This window comes from Arthrobacter sp. TE26545 (assembly GCF_056279005.1).
In genome coordinates this window covers 1,298,789-1,315,584 of the sequence record NZ_JBWBQM010000001.1, presented here as the reverse complement: position 1 = coordinate 1,315,584, position 16,796 = coordinate 1,298,789, and the positions used below count along the sequence as shown (strand labels likewise).

Genomic DNA, 16,796 nt, shown 5'->3' with positions numbered 1-16,796 from the left:
GAACTAGGCCGTCGCGGCAAGGGCGTCCCTGATGGTCTGCACGGCCGTATCCAGGTCATCGCTGTCAGTGGACCAGTTGCTGACCGAGACTCTGAGGATGTCCCTGCCGTGCCAGCGGGAGCCGGACATCCACACCCTGCCGTCGGCCATGATGTAGTCGGTCACGGCCCTCGTGCGGGCGTCGTTGCCGAAGGCCAGGGACAGTTGCGTGTAGACGACGTCGTTGAGCACCTCGACGCCGGGCACGGCGGTGAGGCGGGCTGCCAGTTCCGCCGCGCAGGCCGCACGTCCGGCAACCAGGGCGCGGACGCCGTCGGCCCCCAGGGCGCGCAACGCGGCCCAGACTGGAACCCCGCGGGCACGGCGGGACAGTTCCGGCGACTTTTCCATCGGGTCCCCCGGCCCGTGGCTGTCCTGCGGCAGGTACTCGGCGTGCATGCCGATGGCGGGGCGCAGTGCGGCGACGTCGCGCACCACCACGATCCCGGCGTCGTACGGGGCGTTCAGGGTCTTGTGGGCGTCGGTCCCCCAGGAATCGGCCAGGGCCACCCCGTCCCACAGCGGCCGCAGCTCCGGCACCGCGGCCGCCCAGAGCCCGAAGGCACCGTCAACGTGGACCCACGCGCCGTGCTCCTTCGCGGCGGCGATGGCTTCGGCGAACGGATCGAAGGCGCCTGAATGGAGATTCCCGGCCTGCAGGCAGACGATCGCGGGCCCGCTGCCGGACTCGAGGGCGCGGCGCAGCGCCGGCCCCTCGATCCTGCCCTGGGCGTCCGCCGAAACCACCTCCGGTGCGCCGAGTCCGAGGAAGCGCAGCGCCATGTCCAGGCTCTCGTGGCGCTCGGCCCCGACCAGGACCCGCAGCGCCGGGGCGCCGTTGAGGCCATTGGCGTTCACATCCCAGCCGGCGGCCTCCAGCTGGCGCCAGCGCGCCGCCGCCAAGGCGGTGAAATTGGCCATGCTCGCCCCGGTGGTGAATCCGACGTCGGAGCCTTCCGGTAGTCCCAGGAGCTCCAGCAGCCATTGGCCAGCGGCCTGTTCGATCCCCGCCGTGGCCGGCGTGGCAAAGCGCAGCCCGGTGTTCTGGTCCCATGCCGAGACGAGCCAGTCCGCCGCCATGGCCGACGGCAAGGTACCGCCGATCACCCAGCCGAAAAAACGGCCGGACTGCATGGCCATGAGGCCGGGCTCGGCGTTCCGGGCCAGGAAGTCGATGAGCTTCTCCGGATCCATGCCCTCCGCCGGCAGGGGCCCGCCGAACATTTCCGCGATCTGGTCTGCTGTGAGGGTCGGCCGCACGGTCCGCCCCGGCAACGCCTGCAACCATTCTTTGGCGTGCTCCGCTGCCCGCCCGAGAACCCGCTCGTACTCACCGGAATCGGCCCACATGCGAGCATGCTACGCCTGTGTGCTGCGCGAAGACATGGCTTCTTGTCAGTGGCCCGTCGTAGGGTACGGACCATGGAAATCATCCTTGTTCCCGGGTTCTGGTTGGATGCCTCGTCCTGGTCGGAGGTGACCCCGCCGCTCGTCGACGCCGGCCACCGGGTCACGCCTTTGACCTTGCCGGGCCTTGAGTCTGTTAATGCCCCGCGCGCCGGAATCGGCCTGCGGGACCACATCGATGCAGTTACCGCTGCGGTGGACAACGCCGAAGGTCCGGTGGTGCTCGTAGGCCACTCCGGCGGCGGTGCCATCATCCACGGCGTGCTGGATGCCCGCCCGGAGCGCGTGGCGCGTGCCATCTATGTGGACAGCGGTCCGCTCGGCGAGGGCGGGGTGATCAACGACGAACTGCCGGTTGTGGGCGACGACATCCCCTTGCCCGCATGGGACGTCTTCGAGGACGCCGACCTCGTGGACCTGGACGCAGAGCTCCGCGAGATGTTCCGCAACCGCGCCATCCCCCAGCCCAAGGGCGTGGCTTTCGACAAGCAGCGACTGCAGGACGAGCGGCGGTATGACGTCCCGGCCACGATCATCGCCTGCGAGTTCCCGTCCAGCATGCTCCATGAGTGGATGGCGGCCGGTTCGCCGTTCACCGCCGAGCTCGCCCGCATGAAGGACGTGGAGTACGTGGACCTGCCCACCGGACACTGGCCGCAGTTCACCCGCCCGGAAGAGCTCGGCGCGGCCATCCTTGCCGCCGTCGAACGTACGGCCGACGCCGGCAAGGCACCGTAGCGCCGTTTAGGCCAGGTCCTGCCAGACGTCGATGCTGAGCTTGATGATCAGGGCGGCCACCACCAGCAGGAACACCACGCGGACGAACTTGCTGCCCTTCTTCACGGCGGTCCGGGCGCCAAGGTAGCCACCGGCCATGTTGGCCGCGCCCAGCAGCAGGCCGACGCCCCACAGGAGGGAGCCGTGCGGCAGGAAAAACAGGAGCGCCCCGGCGTTGGTGGCCATGTTGACGATCTTGGCCTTGGCACTGGCTTCGAGGAAGGCGTAACCCATCGCGGAGACGAGGGCGATCACCAGGAAGGAGCCGGTGCCGGGGCCGATCAGCCCGTCATAGAAGCCGATCACCGCACCGATCAGGCATGCCACCACATAGTGCCGGTGGCCGTAGTGCCGGAGGGCGGTGAGCTCGCCGGCGTTGGGCCGCAGGGCGGTGAACAGCGCGACGACGACCAGCGCCACCACGATGATCGGCTTGAACACCGAGGCGGGCAGGTTAGCCGCGAGCAGCGCCCCGCCGAAGCTTCCGGCGAGGGCGATCACCGCCATCGGCACAGCAGTCTTCAGGTCCGGGCCGACCCTGCGGTAGTAGGTGGTGGCGCTGGTGGCGGTCCCGAAGATGGAGCCCATCTTGTTGGTGGCCAGCGCCTGGACCGGGGTGATGCCCGGGATCAGCAGGAGGGCGGGGAGCTGGATCAGTCCCCCGCCACCCACCACGGCGTCCACCCAGCCGGCGGCGAAGCCGGCCACCACGATCATGATGAGCGTGGCGGCCTCGATCGATTCGAAGCCGGAAATCACTTCTGGCGGACGGCGTTGACCACGTAGTCCACGGCCTTTTCGACGGCGACGTCCTCAGCCTCGCCGCTGCGGCGGTCCTTGATCTCCACGACGCCGCTCGCCAGGCCCTTGCCGACGGCCAGGATGGTGGGAACACCCACCAGTTCGGCGTCGCCGAACTTCACGCCGGGGGAAACCTTGGGACGGTCGTCGTAAATGACATCCAGGCCGGCGGCTTCCAGTTCTGCCGACAGCTTCTCCGCGGCGGCGAAGATTTCCTCGCCTCGGCCGACGGCGACGACGTGGACGTCAGCGGGCGCCACGGAACGCGGCCAGACGAGGCCGCGTTCGTCGTTGTTGGATTCGGCCAGCGCAGCCACCGCGCGGGTGACGCCGACGCCGTAGGAACCCATGGTCACCACGACCTGCTTGCCGTTCTGGTCCAGGACCTTCAGGTCCAGGGCTTCGGCGTACTTGCGGCCGAGCTGGAAGATGTGGCCCATCTCGATGCCGCGGGCCAGTTCCAGCGGACCGCTGCCGTCCGGGGCGAGGTCGCCTTCGCGCACTTCGGTGCACTCGATGACGCCGTCCCAGCCGAAGTCGCGGCCGGCGACGAGGCCGAAGACGTGCTTGCCGTCCAGGTTGGCGCCGGTGACCCAGCTGCTGCCGGACACGATCCGCGGGTCCACCAGGAACAGCAGCTTGGAGCTGCCTTCGAGGCCCAGCAGCGGCTCGTCCAGGGACAGGCCCGGGCCGATGTAACCCTTGACGAGGGCGGGGTTCTTCTTGAGGTCCTCTTCGTTGGCCGCTTCCAGGCCGATCTCGCCGGCAATCGGGAGGAAGGCACCGATGTTGGCTTCGACCCGCTTGAGGTCCACGGCGCGGTCGCCGGGGACCCCGATGACGACGAGCTGGCGCTCACCGGTGGGCAGGGTGACGGCGAGGACGACGTTCTTGAGGGTGTCGGCGGCAGTCCATTCGCCGCCGTCGGCTTCGCTGCGCGGGGCGAGCTCGTTGGATGCGGCGACGAGGGTTTCGATGGTGGGAGTGTCCGGGGTGTCCAGGACGCGGGCCGCAGGGGCGTTGCTGAAGTCGATGGGCTCGGGTGCCACAGTGGTGACGGCTTCGACGTTGGCTGCGTAGCCGCCGGCGGAGCGGACGAAGGTGTCTTCGCCGATCTCGGTGGGGTGCAGGAATTCCTCGCTCTTGGACCCGCCCATGGCACCGGCCGTGGCGGTAACGGGGACCACCTCGAGGCCCAGGCGTTCGAAGATCTTCAGGTAGGCGGCGCGGTGCTTGGCGTAGCTGGCGTCCAGGCCGGCGTCATCCACGTCGAAGGAGTAGGAGTCCTTCATGATGAACTCGCGGCCGCGGAGGAGGCCGGCGCGGGGACGGGCCTCGTCACGGTACTTGTTCTGGATCTGGTACAGGCTCAGGGGCAGGTCCTTGTACGAGGAGTACAGGTCCTTGACCAGGAGGGTGAAAACTTCCTCGTGCGTGGGGGCGAGCAGGTAGTCGGCCTGCTTGCGGTCCTTGAGCCGGAAGATGCCCTCGCCGTATTCGGTCCAGCGGTTGGTGGCCTCGTACGGCTCCTTGGGCAGCAGGGCCGGGAAGTGCACTTCCTGGGCGCCGATCGCGGTCATTTCCTCGCGGATGATCTGTTCGACCTTGCGAAGCACGCTCAGCCCCAGAGGCAGCCAGGTGTAGATGCCAGGAGCCGCGCGGCGGATGTAGCCCGCACGTACCAGCAGCTTGTGGCTGGCGACTTCGGCGTCGACGGGATCTTCACGCAAGGTGCGCAGGAACAGCTGGGAGAGGCGAACGACCACGGGCAAAATCCGTTTCTGTGGCAAGGGATGGCAAAAAACTACTGACTACTAATCTACCGGCTGGCCGCCTGCCCCTTTGCCGCCCGCCGCCGCGCGGGCCCCGTGCAGGCGCCGCGCAGGATCCATTGACGGTGACCGGCGGCCGGTCTACCTTGAATTCATCAGGTGATGAATTCATTCCTGGAGGACGCCATGAACCGGCACGCGGCAGAACCACCCACCGTTCCGCCGGCCGTCCAGGCCAGCGGACTGCACGTCCACCGCGGCCGGACCAAGATCCTGCGGGGCCTGGACTTCACCATCGACGCCGGCCGGATCACCGGCCTGCTCGGCCCCTCCGGCAGCGGGAAGACGACGCTCATGCGGGCCATTGTCGGGGCGCAGCGGCTTTCTTCCGGAACCGTCACGGTCCTGGGCAAGCCCGCCGGCTCCGCCGCCCTGCGGCATGAGGTCGGCTATGTCACCCAGTCCCCCAGCGTCTATCCGGACCTCAGCGTCGAAGCGAACGTCCGGTACTTCGGGGCGATGCACGGCGCGACGGCGGCCGACACCGCCGAGGCGATCGCCGCCGTCGGCCTCGAGGACCTCGCCCGGCAGCGGACCGCGGACCTGTCGGGAGGCGAGTCCAGCCGGGTGTCGCTGGCCTGTGCCTTGGTTTCCCGGCCGAGCTTGCTGGTCTTGGACGAACCAACCGTGGGCTTGGACCCGGTGCTGCGCGCGGAGCTGTGGGAGCGCTTCGCCTCGATGGCGGCTGCCGGAACCACGCTGCTGGTCTCCAGCCACGTGATGGAGGAGGCTTCCCACTGCTCCTCGCTGCTGCTGTTGCGTGAGGGCCTGCTGATGGCCAGCCTCACCCCGGCCGAACTTGGTGAACGCGGCCGCAGCGCCGACCTCGAACAGGCCTTCCTGCACCTGATCCGCGAGGCAGAAAACAAGCCCAGCCGACAGAACCGCAATGAAAGCCAGGTGGCGTGATGAATCCCCGCATGATGCTGGCGACCAGCCGGCGGGTCCTGGAGCAGCTGCGGCACGACCGCCGCAGCATTGCATTGATCCTGGTGGTCCCGGCCCTGCTGCTGACCGCCGTGTACTACCTCTACGAGAACGAAACCCTGCCTCCCGGGATGCCGCGGACCTTCGACCGTGTGGGCCTGATGATGCTGGCGATCTTCCCGTTCGTGGTGATGTTCCTGGTCACCTCGATCACCATGCTGCGCGAACGGACGTCCGGGACGCTCGAGCGCCTGCTGACGACGCCGATCCACAAGGCGGACCTGCTGTTCGGCTATGCGATCGCGTTCTCGATCATGGCGGCGCTGCAATCGCTCGTGGCGACCGCGGTGGCGTACTGGGTGTTCGGCTTGGACATCAAGGGCAGCCCGGGTTACGTGGTGATGATTGCCGTGATCAACGCGGTGCTCGGGGTCGCCCTGGGCCTTTTGTGCTCGGCCTTCGCGGGCACGGAGTTCCAGGCAGTGCAGTTCATGCCCGTGGTGGTGGTTCCGCAGATCCTGCTCTGCGGCCTGTTCGTGGCGCGGGAGCGCATGAACGACGTGCTGGAGAACATTTCCAATGTCATGCCGCTGACGTTCTCGGTGGACGCTCTCAAGGAAATCGCGGGCAACAGCGAGGCCACGCGCGTCATGTGGGACGACGCGACGACCATCGGGATCATCGTGCTGGTGGTCCTGGTGCTGGCATCGCTGACCCTCAGGCGGCAGACCCGATGAGCGGGCTTCCCGCGCTGCACAGTTCCGCGCCGGCGTCCCGCCGGGGCCGCCGCGGCGGCTCGAACGATTCGCGGGAACTCATCCTGGCGACGGCCCGCAGGCTCTTCGCGGAGCACGGCTTCGACGGCACAAGCCTGCGCCAGGTGGCCCGCGAGGCCGGGGTGGATCCGGCCCTGGTCCACCACTTCTTCAAGGGCAAGGATGAACTCTTCGCGCTCAGCGTGGACCTTCCGGCCGATCCGGCACAGGTCCTGGCCGGCGTCGAATCCCTCGACCCCGGGCAGCGCGCGGAGGAAATCGTGCGGGCCGTGCTGCGGCTCTGGGAGAGTCCGGCCCAGCACAGCCTGGTGGCGTTCCTGCGTGGGACCATCGGGTCCAAGGCCAAGACGGCGATGCTCCGCGAGCTGGTCTCCCGCACCGTCCTGCAGCGCATTATGACCGGACTTCCAGGCACCCCGGAGGAAAGGGCATTGCGCGGAAACCTCGTGGCCACGCAGGTGGTTGGCCTGATGCTGGTGCGGTACGTGGTGCGGCTGGAGCCGCTGGCCTCGGCGGAGCCGGACGACGTGGTCAGGCTGGTCGCCCCGAACATCCGGCGCTACCTCGCGGAGCCTTTGGAAGGTCCGTGAGGGCGGCGGATGTCCGGGGCGTCGCCTGCGGCAAAGCGCTTACTTGATGAGGGCCGCGACGTCGTCAAGAGTGTCGGCGGCCTGTTTTGTCTCCAAGGCAACGTTGCCGGTACTGACGTACATGCTGTTGATCACGACGCCGCCCTTGATGGCAGTCACCGTGATTTGGGTGATCACTCCCACGCTGCTGGTGGTGGTCGACTTCACGGCGAAGGAGCCAGGAGTCGCTGTGGCAACAGGGACCTCCACGACGGAGGATTCCGCCTTCCGGCCCGCCATTTCAACAACGACGTGCCCGCATTTCTTGCTCTGTTCCTTTCCCTTGGCGAAAAGAGCCGAGAGCTTCGCCTGATCCACGCCGGAAACGAGGCTCACCGTCTGGACCGGTGACGCGCTGCCCGACGGTCTCGAGGTAGCAACCGCCATGCTCGCCCCCTGAGTTGCCTCGAAGCCACCTGTGAGGGCGGCACCGCCGCACACGGCCGGGGTGACCTTCACCGACGTGAGCAACTTCTTGGCCGCGTCAACTCCCTTCAGCAGCTGGTCTTCCGGCATCGCGACGAACGGTGACCCTTCGGCGTTGTCGACGCTTTCGAACAGTTCCGCCAGCTCGGCGTTCGTGTATTTCTTGAAGGCCATGGTCGGGGTGGGCGTCGGTGTGGGGGTCTTGCTTTGGACCGGCGCGGAGGACGGCGCCGAGGCCGGGGCCGCGCAGGCCGAGACGGACAGGACGGCGGCGGCCGCGAGGGCCAGGATAATGCGGTGTGGCGTGGTCATGCTTCCCCCAGAGGATGCGAACGGGCCGGTTGGCCTGCAGTTTGGCTGCAGGTCATTCCGAGTGCCCCCTGCATTAATAGAGCACAGTAGCGAAGGTTCCCAGCTGCTGGAATCCCACCCGTTCATAACTAGCCCGCGCACGCAGGTTGTAGTGGTTCACGTAGAGGCTGGTGACGGGGGCGAATGTGCGCGCGAGCTGCACGACGGCGGCCATATAGCCGGCGCTCAGGCCCTGTCCGCGGATCTCGGGATTGAGCCACACTCCCTGTACCTGGCTCACCTCCGGAGTCACGGCTCCGAGCTCGGCCTTGAAGAGCACCCGGCCGCCGTCGATGTGCACCAGCGAATGTCCCTGCCGGATCAGGCCGGCCACCCGCCTGCTATAGAAGTCCTCGCCGCCAAGGAACGGCGAGTAGCCCACTTCCTCTTCGAACATCGCGGCGCAGGCGGGCAGGATCAGCTCGAAGTCGGCCATGTCGCCGAAGCCGAGCTGCGGGTTGGCCGGGACGGCCGGTTCGCCGCTGATGGCCATCAAAGGCTGTTCGGCGCGCACCTCGTGGGGCAGGTGTCCGTGCGGCACCAAGGCCGCATGGAGCGCGAGCACCGTTTCGGCGGGACCGAAGATCGACGCGTAGCGGCGGCCTGCCCGGTGCACCGCCTCGGCGATGTACGGGGCCAGCCCGGGATCCAGCTGGACCGGCACCAGGTTCGCCCCGGCCCAACAGGCACCCAGGAGCGTGCCGCCGTCGAACGCTCCGAAAATCCGGGCACCCGCCGCCGTCGGCGAGGCACTCCCGTGCGAACCCAGCTGGGACAGAATGAACACATTCGCCACCGGGTCTTCCAGTGCAAGCGCGCGCAATTGCGCCGTATCGGCGCCCTCCAGGATCCGGACGGTTACTCCGCCCGGCGCAGTCTCGTTACGAGACGCTAACCACGGGGCTACCCTTGACAGCATCTTCGCCATCGGCCTCCCCCATCTCTTCAGCTATGCGCATAGCCTCTTCGATCAGTGTCTCAACAATTTCGCTCTCAGGGACAGTCTTGATGACCTCACCCTTCACGAAGATCTGGCCCTTGCCATTGCCGGACGCAACGCCGAGGTCTGCCTCACGGGCCTCGCCCGGCCCGTTCACGACGCAGCCCATCACGGCCACGCGCAGCGGAACCTCCATGCCTTCCAGGCCCGCGGTGACCTGCTCGGCGAGGGTGTAGACGTCCACCTGGGCGCGGCCACAGGACGGGCAGGAGACGATTTCCAGCTTGCGCGGGCGCAGGTTCAGGGACTGCAGGATCTGGTTGCCGACCTTGATTTCCTCCACGGGCGGGGCGGAAAGCGACACCCGGATGGTGTCTCCGATGCCCTTGGACAGGAGCGCACCGAAGGCCGTGGCCGACTTGATGGTGCCCTGGAAGGCCGGGCCCGCCTCGGTGACGCCGAGGTGCAGCGGCCAGTCGCCCTTTTCGGCGAGCATTTCGTAGGCGGCCACCATGACCACGGGGTCGTTGTGCTTGACGGAGATCTTGAAGTCGTGGAAGCCGTGCTCCTCGAACAGGGAAGCTTCCCAGACCGCGGATTCGACCAGCGCCTCGGGGGTGGCCTTACCGTACTTCTTCAGGATGCCCGGCTCCAGGGACCCGGCGTTGACGCCGATCCGGATGGAGGTGCCGTGGTCCTTGGCTGCCCGGGCGATCTCCTTGACCTGGTCATCGAACTTGCGGATGTTGCCGGGGTTCACGCGCACCGCGGCACAGCCGGCCTCGATGGCCGCAAAGACGTACTTCGGCTGGAAGTGGATGTCCGCGATCACCGGGATCTGGGACTTGCGGGCGATGATCGGCAGCGCCTCGGCATCATCGGCCGAGGGGCAGGCCACGCGCACGATGTCACAACCGGCCGCCGTGAGTTCGGCGATCTGCTGCAGGGTGGCGTTGATGTCCGTGGTGGGCGTGGTGGTCATCGACTGCACGCTGATGGGCGAATCGGATCCAACGCCCACGGAGCCCACCTTGATCTGGCGCGTCTTGCGGCGCGGCGCAAGGACGGGTGGCGGGGCTGACGGCATTCCCAGGCTGACCGAGGTCACGTGGACTCCTTGGGTTTTGAGGTGGATCGGGGGGAGGGTTCGTTAGGAAACGTGCGCGGCGAGCAGGCCGATCACGGGGTTCCAGGCGCTGGTGCGGATGCTGGCCAGGCCCTGGGCAATGGCGAAGGGATCCTGCTTGAGGATGGCGTTCAGTTCGCTTTCGTCGGCGGCGCGGACCAGCAGCAGGGCGCCGGAACCGTCGGCGTAAGGGCCGGAAGCCAGCAACGTCCCCTGCTCGGCGAGCTCTGCGGTCCAGGCGCGGTGTGCCGGGCGGTGCTCGTCGCGCACTGCGGCGGACTCGGCGTCGTAAACGTACTCAACAGCGAAAACAGTCATACCGATACCCTATCGCCAAGGCCGGACGGGAGCGGACTTCGCACGGGTGGCATTCCGCACGCGCAGCCTCCGCGCTCAGGGCTCAGCGCGCAGGGCTCAGCCAAAGAGATTCACCGGTTTGACGATATCCGCATAGATCAGCAAGGCACCCATCGCCATGAGCAGACCGGCCACCACATACGTCAGGGGCAGCAGCTTGGCGATGTCGAAAGCGCCTGGGTCCGGTTTGCCGGACAGCTTCGCGATGCGGCGCCGCACGCCTTCGTAGAGGGCGCCGGCGATATGGCCGCCGTCGAGCGGCAGCAGCGGAATCAGGTTGAACACCGCCAGGGCGAAGTTCAACCCGCCGAGCAGGCCCACCAGGGTGGCCAGCCGGGCCTGCACCGGGACCTCTTCCATGGCCGCGACTTCGCCCGCCACTCGTCCGACGCCCACCACGCTGATGGGTCCGTTGGGGTCACGCGGTTCGGAGCTGAAGGCGGCCTGGGCAACGCCGGCCACACGGGCCGGGAGGTTGAGGATGACGCCGGAGATCTGCTTGATGTTCTCCCCCGCCATGGGCAGGACGCTCGACGCCGGCTGGGGCACCAGCGCGGTCCGCGAACCGATGCCGAGGAAGCCGACCTCCTGGTACAGCGGCTTGCCGTCCGCCCCCTTCGCCTGCCGGCCGTCGTCGCCGATGACCGGGCGGGAGGACAGCACAGGGGTGACCTGCGACGTGATGGTCCGGCCGTCCCGCTGGACCGTGATCTCCACGGTGCGGCCCGCGGAGGCCCGGATCCGGGTGGACAGCTCCGGCCAGGTTCCGGCGGCCTGGCCATCGAAGGTGAGGATCGTGTCGCCCGGCTTGAGGCCTGCGAGCGCGGCGGGAGTGGGCGTACAGGCCGCCGAATCCGGGTCGACCGTCTCGCCCTCCTTGACCTGGCATTTGGAGACGTCCGCCAAGGTGGTGGTGGGCGTGGAAATCCCGAAGCCCATGAGCAGTACGGCGGTGAGGGCCAAGCCGATCAGCATGTTCATGGCCGGGCCGCCCAGCATGATGATGATTTTCTTCCACACGGGCAGCTTGTAGAAAACCCGGTTCTCATCGCCCGGGCCGACTTCCTCATGGGCCGCCGAGCGGGCTTCGCTGGCCAGCGTCTGGAACATGCCCGTGCTGGAGGGCCGGACACTGCCGTCCTCCTTGTTCGGCGGGTACATGCCGATCATCGCCACGTAGCCGCCCAGGGGCAGGGCCTTGAAACCGTACTCGGTCTCGCCCTTGCGCCGGGACCAGATGGTGGGCCCGAAACCGATCATGTACTTGGTGACACGGACCTTGAACAGCTTCGCCGGAAGCAGGTGCCCCACCTCGTGGAGCGCGATCGAGACAGCAACGCCGAGGGCGACGAAGACGACTCCGAGGATGAAGAGAATGACGGGACTCATGCCTGGTGGTGCTGCTTCCTACGTGCTCGTGCGTGTTAGACCGTGCTGCTGGCTAAACGATCGTGGGTGCGTGTGCGTGCCCACAGTTCAGCTTGCAGCACGGAGTCCAGCGTCAGCTCCGAGGAACCTGAATGCTCGCTGAGGACGGCCTCCACCGTGTCCACGATGTCCGTGAAGCGGATCCGGCCTGCGTGGAAGGCCTGTACGGCTTCCTCGTTGGCCGCGTTGAAGACCGCCGGGAAGGTGCTCCCCTGCTTCGCGGCGTCCTTGGCAAGGTCCACGGCGGGGAACGCCACCGGGTCGAGGGGTTCAAAGGTCCAGCTGGTGGCCTGGCTCCAGTCGCAGGCCTTCGCGGCGTTGGGAACCCGGTCCGGCCAGCCCAGGCCCAGGGCGATCGGCAGGCGCATGTCCGGCGGCGAAGCCTGGGCGATGATGGAGCCGTCCACGAACTGCACCATGGAGTGCACCACGGACTGCGGGTGGACCACCACCTCGATCCGGTCCAGCGGGACGTCGAAGAGCAAGTGCGCCTCGATCACCTCGAGGCCCTTGTTGACCAAGGTGGCCGAGTTGGTGGTGACCATGAGGCCCATGTCCCAGGTGGGGTGGGCCAGGGCTTCGGCCGGGCTGACGTCCCGGAGGTGTTCCCGGCTGAGTCCGCGGAAGGGTCCGCCGGAGGCCGTGAGGATGAGCTTCTCCACCTCGCCCGCTGTCCCGGAGCGCAGGCACTGGGCCAGGGCGGAGTGTTCGGAGTCGACAGGGACGATCTGCCCTTCCGCGGCGGCGGCCTTCACGAGGGCGCCACCGACGATGAGGGATTCCTTGTTGGCCAGCGCCAGCGTCGCGCCGGAACCCAGCGCAGCCAGGGTCGGGGCCAGGCCGATGGAGCCGGTGATGCCGTTGAGGACGACGTCGGCCTCGATGGCCGCGATCTTGCTGGACGCGTCGGGGCCGGTGATGATGGCGGGGCGGAAGTTCCGGAGCCCGGCTGCGGACGCGGCGCCGTCGATCAATCCCTGCAGGGCGCGCGGATCGCCCTCGGCGATTCCCACCGCCTTGGCTCGGGTATGGACCGCCTGCTGCGCAAGCAGCGGCAGGTTTCCTCCCCCTGCGCTCAGTGCCACGACCTCGAAAAGGTGCGGGGCGGCGTCGACGACGTCAATCGCCTGGGTGCCGATGGAACCGGTGGAGCCGAGGAGGACGATCTTGCGGGGCTGCATGGATCAAGTATCCCGCACCCGGTTGACCCCCTGTGCCCGATTGAACTCTGCCCGATTGAACTCGGCCCGATTGAACTCGGCCCGATTGAACTCTGACGGAGCGGGCGTAGCGTTGAGTCGTGGACTGGGTGTGGTTCCTGGAGGCGCCGGACTATGGATTTGCCCGGCAGGTCCTGCAGCGCGGTACGGCGGCGCTGTTCTTCATCGCCTTCCTTTCCTCGTTCAACCAGTTCCCCGCGCTGCTGGGCGAGCACGGCTTGCTTCCCGTTCCGCGGTATGTGGAACGTTCACGGAATTACGGCCGGCCCAGCCTTTTCCGTTGGCGCTATTCGGACCGGCTGCTGCGCCTCGTCTGCCTGGCAGGGATGGTGCTGGCGCTCCTGCTGGTGGCGGGGCTCCCGCAACTGGGGCCGCCATGGGTTCCCCTGCTGGTGTTCCTGGCGCTGTGGGGGCTGTACATGTCGGTGGTCAACGTGGGCCAGACCTTCTACGGCTTCGGCTGGGAAATGCTGCTGCTGGAGCTCGGCTTCACCGTGGCATTCCTGGGGTCCGAGCAGGTCCCGCCGCCACGGACCATCCTGCTCCTGCTGCTTTGGCTGCTGTTCCGGCTGGAGTTCGGCGCGGGCATGATCAAGATCCGCGGCGGCAGCGAATGGCGGGACCTGACCGCCCTGTACTACCACCACGAAACCCAGCCGATGCCCGGACCCTTGAGCCGCCAGGCCCACCTGCTGCCGAAGCCCGTGCACCGCATGGAGGTGTTGGGAAACCATTTCGCCCAACTGGTGGTGCCGTTCTTCCTCTTCGCCCCGCAGCCGCTGGCGTCCATCGCGGCCGGGATTGTCATCTTCACGCAGCTCTGGCTGGTGGCCAGCGGGAACTTCGCCTGGCTCAACTGGTCGGCGATCGTCCTCGCGTTCGCTGCCGTCAGTGACCCGGTGCTGCGGGCCATCTTCGGGCTCCCGGCCGCCGCAACGGCCGGCTCCCCAGGGGGCGGCCCGCAGTCCCCGGCGTGGTGGACCGCCGTCGTGCTCGCCGTGACGCTACTGCTGCTCGTGCTCAGCTACCAGCCCCTGCGCAACCTGCTTTCCCGCGGGCAGCTGATGAACGCCAGCTTCAACCGCTGGCAGCTGGTCAACACCTACGGGGCGTTCGGCACCGTCACGAAGCACCGGGTGGAGGTAGTGGTGGAGGGAACGCTCGACGCCGATCCCGACGGCGACGGCTGGCGCGAGTACGGTTTCAAGGGCAAGCCCGGCGATCTCCGCCGCCTGCCGCGTCAGTGGGCGCCGTACCATCTGCGCCTTGACTGGCTGATGTGGTTCCTGCCGCTGCGCACCATCCACGAGCCGTGGTTCTATGCCTTCCTGCACAAACTGCTCGACGCCGACCACGCCACGCTGCGCCTGCTGCGCCTGGACCCGTTCGACGGCGGACGTCCCCGCTGGGTGCGCGTCCGCACCTTCCTCTACCGATTCGCGAGCCGGGCGGAGTTCCGGGAAAACGGTGAGCGCTGGGTCCGGCTGGAACTCTACGAGGCGATCCCGCCGCTGTCCCTGCCGCGCTCCCCCAGGTAGGACTGCGCGAACGTACACTTGGCGCCCCAAAAACGCTGAAACCAGGGCCCCAACTGTACGTTCGCGCAGGGGTTAGTTTCGCGGAGGGGTTAGTGGTGTTGCCCTGCGCGGCGGAGCGTGGTTTCGGCGTGGCGGAGGACGGGGCCGTCCACCATCTTGCCTTTGTGCTGGAACACGCCCGTCCCGGCGGCGGCTGCGGCGTCCAGCAGTTCGCGGGCGTCGGCGAGCGCTGTGTCCGACGGCGCGTAGGCGCCACGGACGGCGGCCACCTGGTTCGGGTGGATGCAGGCCTTCGCGCCGAAGCCGCTGGCCACGGCATCCCCGGCTTCCGCGGTCAGTCCGTCGAGGTCCGGGATGTCCACATACACGGCGTCGATGGCCTCCTTGCCGTGCGCCTTCGCGGCCAGCAGCACCGTGGAACGGGAGTGCACCGCCACGGCCCGGTAGCCGCCGTCGTTGTTCCGGCTGGAGGTGCCGCCCATGGACGCGATAAGGTCCTCGGCGCCCCACATCAGGGCAACGACGTTCGGCTCGGCGGCGATCGCGGCGGCGTTCAGGATGCCCTTGGCCGTCTCACACAGGGCGATGACCCGGTAGTCCGCCAGGGCCCGGAGCTGCTCCGCGGACTCGGCTTTGGCAAGCATCACCGTGCGGTACGGGGTGTGCGCCAGGCAGTGCAGGTCCTTGGCGAAGTCCCCGCTGCCCACGGGGTTGACGCGCACGATGGTGCGGCTGGGATCCAGCTCGGCCGCCTGCCCTTCGGCTGCCACGAGCGCCAGAATCGCCCCGCGGGCCCGCTGCTTCGCGTCCGGCGCCACGGCGTCTTCGAGGTCGAGGATGACGGCGTCGCTGCGTTCGGCCGCCTTTCCGAAGCGTTCGGGACGGTCCGCGGGGCAGAACAGCAGCGCCGGCCCCATGGTGAAGGGATCGCCTGCGGTGTGCGCCGGATCAGCTGCTGGCATGGGTTTCGTGAGCCTCCTTGGTCCACATCAGGCAGGAACGGGTGGCCAGTGCCACCACCACGCCGTCCTGGTTCCGGCCGGTATGCCGCATGGTCACCACGCCCTGGCCCGGCCGTGAGCTGGAAAGTCGTTTTTCGGTGACCACCGTTTCGGTGTACAGGGTATCTCCGTGGAAGAGCGGATGCGGAAAGGAGACATCGCTCAGGCCCAGCTGGGCCACGATGGTGCCCTGCGTCAGCTGCGGCACGGACTGCCCCACCACGGTGGCAAGGGTGAACATCGAGTTCACCAGGCGCTGCCCGAATGGCTGGCCGGCGCTCCACGCGGCGTCCAGGTGCAGGGCCTGGGTGTTCATGGTCAGCGTGGTGAACAGGACGTTGTCCGTTTCCGTGACGGTGCGGCCCGGGCGGTGAGCGTACACCACGCCTTCCTGGAGCTCTTCGAAGTACAGGCCGCGCTGCAGGATCACGCGCTGTTCGTGAACGGTGGGCTCGTCCGTCAAACCGTCAGCTCCTGGTCCTCTTCGAAGACCTGCGCACCGGTGGCCGCGGCCACGTCCTCGACCGTGACGTTGGGGGCCAGTTCGCGCAGCACCAGCCGGGAAGCGCCTCCTTCGTGCACGACGTCGATCACGGCCAGGTCGGTGATGATCCGGTTGACGCAGCCCTTGCCGGTGAGCGGCAGCGAGCAGTTCTCCACGATCTTCGGATTGCCGTTGCGGTCCACGTGTTCCATCATCACGATGACCTTCTTGGCGCCGAACACCAGGTCCATGGCCCCGCCCATGCCTTTGACCATCTTGCCCGGGATCATCCAGTTGGCGAGGTCTCCGTTCTGGGCCACTTCCATGGCGCCGAGGACGGCGACGTCCACGTGCCCGCCGCGGATCATGCCGAAGGACTGGGCGGAGTCGAAGAACGCGGCGCCCTTGTTGACGGTGACCGTTTCCTTGCCGGCGTTGATGAGGTCCGGGTCCACGGCGTCCTCGGCCGGGTATGGGCCCACGCCCAGGATCCCGTTCTCCGAGTGCAGCACCACCTCGACGCCGGCGGGGATGTAGTTGGGAATCAGCGTGGGCATGCCGATGCCGAGGTTGACGTACTGGCCGTTGCTCAGTTCCTGGGCCACCCGGGCAGCCAGTTCGTTGCGGGTCCAGCCCTTGGTTCCGGCGTCCTCAGGGGAATGCCCGACGGCGGCTTCCCGGTAGCCGTGGCGGACCGCTTCGGGACGCGGCGGTGCTTCCGGTGAAGTGCTTTCCAT

Annotated in this window: 17 protein-coding genes; 5 read left to right on the top strand and 12 right to left on the bottom strand. The window is 67.8% G+C overall.

Annotated features, from left to right (window positions below):
* Nucleotides 1-3: 3 nt before the first annotated feature.
* Nucleotides 4-1,389 carry a pyridoxal phosphate-dependent decarboxylase family protein gene (locus ACZ9CK_RS05805; RefSeq protein ID WP_426302831.1) on the bottom strand — a complete coding sequence of 462 codons (1,386 nt, stop codon included), beginning with the start codon at nt 1,387-1,389 and terminating at the stop codon, nt 4-6.
* A gap of 72 nt (nt 1,390-1,461) precedes the next feature.
* Here ACZ9CK_RS05805 and ACZ9CK_RS05800 point away from each other — a divergent pair, with 72 nt between their 5' ends.
* Nucleotides 1,462-2,184, top strand: coding sequence for an alpha/beta fold hydrolase (locus ACZ9CK_RS05800; RefSeq protein WP_426302830.1), 723 nt, complete (start codon nt 1,462-1,464; stop codon nt 2,182-2,184).
* A 6-nt stretch (nt 2,185-2,190) separates the two neighbouring features.
* Here the strand turns inward: ACZ9CK_RS05800 and ACZ9CK_RS05795 are convergent, their stop codons facing one another.
* Both ACZ9CK_RS05795 and ACZ9CK_RS05790 read right to left on the bottom strand, forming a co-directional pair.
* A complete protein-coding gene (locus tag ACZ9CK_RS05795) occupies nt 2,191-2,982 on the bottom strand; it encodes a sulfite exporter TauE/SafE family protein (RefSeq protein ID WP_476049483.1) in 792 nt (263 codons plus the stop codon).
* On the bottom strand, nt 2,979-4,790 hold the full coding sequence (locus ACZ9CK_RS05790; RefSeq protein WP_426302828.1) for a proline--tRNA ligase: 1,812 nt from the start codon (nt 4,788-4,790) through the stop codon (nt 2,979-2,981). The genes ACZ9CK_RS05795 and ACZ9CK_RS05790 overlap by 4 nt, the downstream gene beginning before the upstream one ends.
* 168 nt (nt 4,791-4,958) lie before the next feature.
* Here ACZ9CK_RS05790 and ACZ9CK_RS05785 point away from each other — a divergent pair, with 168 nt between their 5' ends.
* The 3 genes from ACZ9CK_RS05785 to ACZ9CK_RS05775 are packed head-to-tail and all read left to right on the top strand — an operon-like array spanning nt 4,959 to nt 7,149.
* The gene (locus ACZ9CK_RS05785; RefSeq protein WP_426303420.1) at nt 4,959-5,765 is read left to right on the top strand and encodes an ABC transporter ATP-binding protein; all 807 of its coding nucleotides are present in this window, start codon (nt 4,959-4,961) and stop codon (nt 5,763-5,765) included.
* 11 nt (nt 5,766-5,776) lie between these two features.
* Nucleotides 5,777-6,520 carry an ABC transporter permease gene (locus ACZ9CK_RS05780; protein ID WP_476050865.1) on the top strand — a complete coding sequence of 248 codons (744 nt, stop codon included), beginning with the start codon at nt 5,777-5,779 and terminating at the stop codon, nt 6,518-6,520.
* Nucleotides 6,517-7,149, top strand: coding sequence for a TetR/AcrR family transcriptional regulator (locus tag ACZ9CK_RS05775; RefSeq protein WP_476049482.1), 633 nt, complete (start codon nt 6,517-6,519; stop codon nt 7,147-7,149). Before ACZ9CK_RS05780 ends, ACZ9CK_RS05775 begins: the two co-directional genes overlap by 4 nt.
* A 39-nt stretch (nt 7,150-7,188) precedes the next feature.
* Here ACZ9CK_RS05775 and ACZ9CK_RS05770 read toward each other — a convergent pair whose 3' ends face one another.
* The 6 genes from ACZ9CK_RS05770 to dxr form a co-directional block, all read right to left on the bottom strand.
* Nucleotides 7,189-7,926: a hypothetical protein gene (locus tag ACZ9CK_RS05770; RefSeq protein ID WP_476049481.1), complete on the bottom strand. Its 738-nt coding sequence runs from the start codon at nt 7,924-7,926 to the stop codon at nt 7,189-7,191.
* Between the two features lie 73 nt (nt 7,927-7,999).
* Entirely contained in the window at nt 8,000-8,884 is an 885-nt protein-coding gene (locus ACZ9CK_RS05765; protein ID WP_426303418.1) for a GNAT family N-acetyltransferase, read from the bottom strand.
* The gene (gene ispG, locus ACZ9CK_RS05760) at nt 8,847-10,013 is read right to left on the bottom strand and encodes a flavodoxin-dependent (E)-4-hydroxy-3-methylbut-2-enyl-diphosphate synthase (protein ID WP_074589139.1); all 1,167 of its coding nucleotides are present in this window, start codon (nt 10,011-10,013) and stop codon (nt 8,847-8,849) included. The genes ACZ9CK_RS05765 and ispG overlap by 38 nt, the downstream gene beginning before the upstream one ends.
* Nucleotides 10,014-10,055: 42 nt before the next feature.
* Nucleotides 10,056-10,349 carry a YciI family protein gene (locus ACZ9CK_RS05755; RefSeq protein WP_476049480.1) on the bottom strand — a complete coding sequence of 98 codons (294 nt, stop codon included), beginning with the start codon at nt 10,347-10,349 and terminating at the stop codon, nt 10,056-10,058.
* A 96-nt stretch (nt 10,350-10,445) separates the two neighbouring features.
* Nucleotides 10,446-11,777, bottom strand: coding sequence for a M50 family metallopeptidase (locus ACZ9CK_RS05750; protein WP_426302823.1), 1,332 nt, complete (start codon nt 11,775-11,777; stop codon nt 10,446-10,448).
* A 35-nt stretch (nt 11,778-11,812) separates the two neighbouring features.
* Nucleotides 11,813-12,997, bottom strand: a complete 1,185-nt coding sequence (dxr, locus tag ACZ9CK_RS05745; protein ID WP_476049479.1) for a 1-deoxy-D-xylulose-5-phosphate reductoisomerase — start codon at nt 12,995-12,997, stop codon at nt 11,813-11,815.
* Nucleotides 12,998-13,116: 119 nt separating this feature from the next.
* On the opposite strand from dxr, the gene ACZ9CK_RS05740 reads away from it, so the two are divergent.
* Nucleotides 13,117-14,574, top strand: coding sequence for a lipase maturation factor family protein (locus ACZ9CK_RS05740; RefSeq protein ID WP_476049478.1), 1,458 nt, complete (start codon nt 13,117-13,119; stop codon nt 14,572-14,574).
* 89 nt (nt 14,575-14,663) lie between these two features.
* Here ACZ9CK_RS05740 and ACZ9CK_RS05735 read toward each other — a convergent pair whose 3' ends face one another.
* Genes ACZ9CK_RS05735 through ACZ9CK_RS05725 form a run of 3 tightly spaced genes read right to left on the bottom strand, consistent with a single transcriptional unit; the run spans nt 14,664 to nt 16,796 of the window.
* On the bottom strand, nt 14,664-15,536 hold the full coding sequence (locus tag ACZ9CK_RS05735; RefSeq protein ID WP_476049477.1) for an HpcH/HpaI aldolase/citrate lyase family protein: 873 nt from the start codon (nt 15,534-15,536) through the stop codon (nt 14,664-14,666).
* On the bottom strand, nt 15,523-16,038 hold the full coding sequence (locus ACZ9CK_RS05730) for a MaoC family dehydratase (protein ID WP_426302819.1): 516 nt from the start codon (nt 16,036-16,038) through the stop codon (nt 15,523-15,525). The genes ACZ9CK_RS05735 and ACZ9CK_RS05730 overlap by 14 nt, the downstream gene beginning before the upstream one ends.
* Entirely contained in the window at nt 16,035-16,796 is a 762-nt protein-coding gene (locus ACZ9CK_RS05725) for a CoA transferase subunit B (RefSeq protein WP_426302818.1), read from the bottom strand. Before ACZ9CK_RS05725 ends, ACZ9CK_RS05730 begins: the two co-directional genes overlap by 4 nt.

What these genes read in the sequence shown, in the direction of transcription:
- ACZ9CK_RS05805 (WP_426302831.1), bottom strand. Translation starts at nt 1,389, where the DNA reads ATGTGGGCCGATTCCGGTGAGTACGAGCGGGTTCTCGGGCGGGCAGCG.
- ACZ9CK_RS05750 (WP_426302823.1), bottom strand. Translation starts at nt 11,777, where the DNA reads ATGAGTCCCGTCATTCTCTTCATCCTCGGAGTCGTCTTCGTCGCCCTC.
- dxr (WP_476049479.1), bottom strand. Translation starts at nt 12,997, where the DNA reads ATGCAGCCCCGCAAGATCGTCCTCCTCGGCTCCACCGGTTCCATCGGC.
- ACZ9CK_RS05785 (WP_426303420.1), top strand. Translation starts at nt 4,959, where the DNA reads ATGAATTCATTCCTGGAGGACGCCATGAACCGGCACGCGGCAGAACCA.
- ACZ9CK_RS05755 (WP_476049480.1), bottom strand. Translation starts at nt 10,349, where the DNA reads ATGACTGTTTTCGCTGTTGAGTACGTTTACGACGCCGAGTCCGCCGCA.
- ACZ9CK_RS05770 (WP_476049481.1), bottom strand. Translation starts at nt 7,926, where the DNA reads ATGACCACGCCACACCGCATTATCCTGGCCCTCGCGGCCGCCGCCGTC.
- ACZ9CK_RS05775 (WP_476049482.1), top strand. Translation starts at nt 6,517, where the DNA reads ATGAGCGGGCTTCCCGCGCTGCACAGTTCCGCGCCGGCGTCCCGCCGG.
- ACZ9CK_RS05725 (WP_426302818.1), bottom strand. Translation starts at nt 16,796, where the DNA reads ATGGAAAGCACTTCACCGGAAGCACCGCCGCGTCCCGAAGCGGTCCGC.
- ACZ9CK_RS05765 (WP_426303418.1), bottom strand. Translation starts at nt 8,884, where the DNA reads ATGCTGTCAAGGGTAGCCCCGTGGTTAGCGTCTCGTAACGAGACTGCG.
- ACZ9CK_RS05735 (WP_476049477.1), bottom strand. Translation starts at nt 15,536, where the DNA reads ATGCCAGCAGCTGATCCGGCGCACACCGCAGGCGATCCCTTCACCATG.
- ACZ9CK_RS05780 (WP_476050865.1), top strand. Translation starts at nt 5,777, where the DNA reads ATGATGCTGGCGACCAGCCGGCGGGTCCTGGAGCAGCTGCGGCACGAC.
- ACZ9CK_RS05800 (WP_426302830.1), top strand. Translation starts at nt 1,462, where the DNA reads ATGGAAATCATCCTTGTTCCCGGGTTCTGGTTGGATGCCTCGTCCTGG.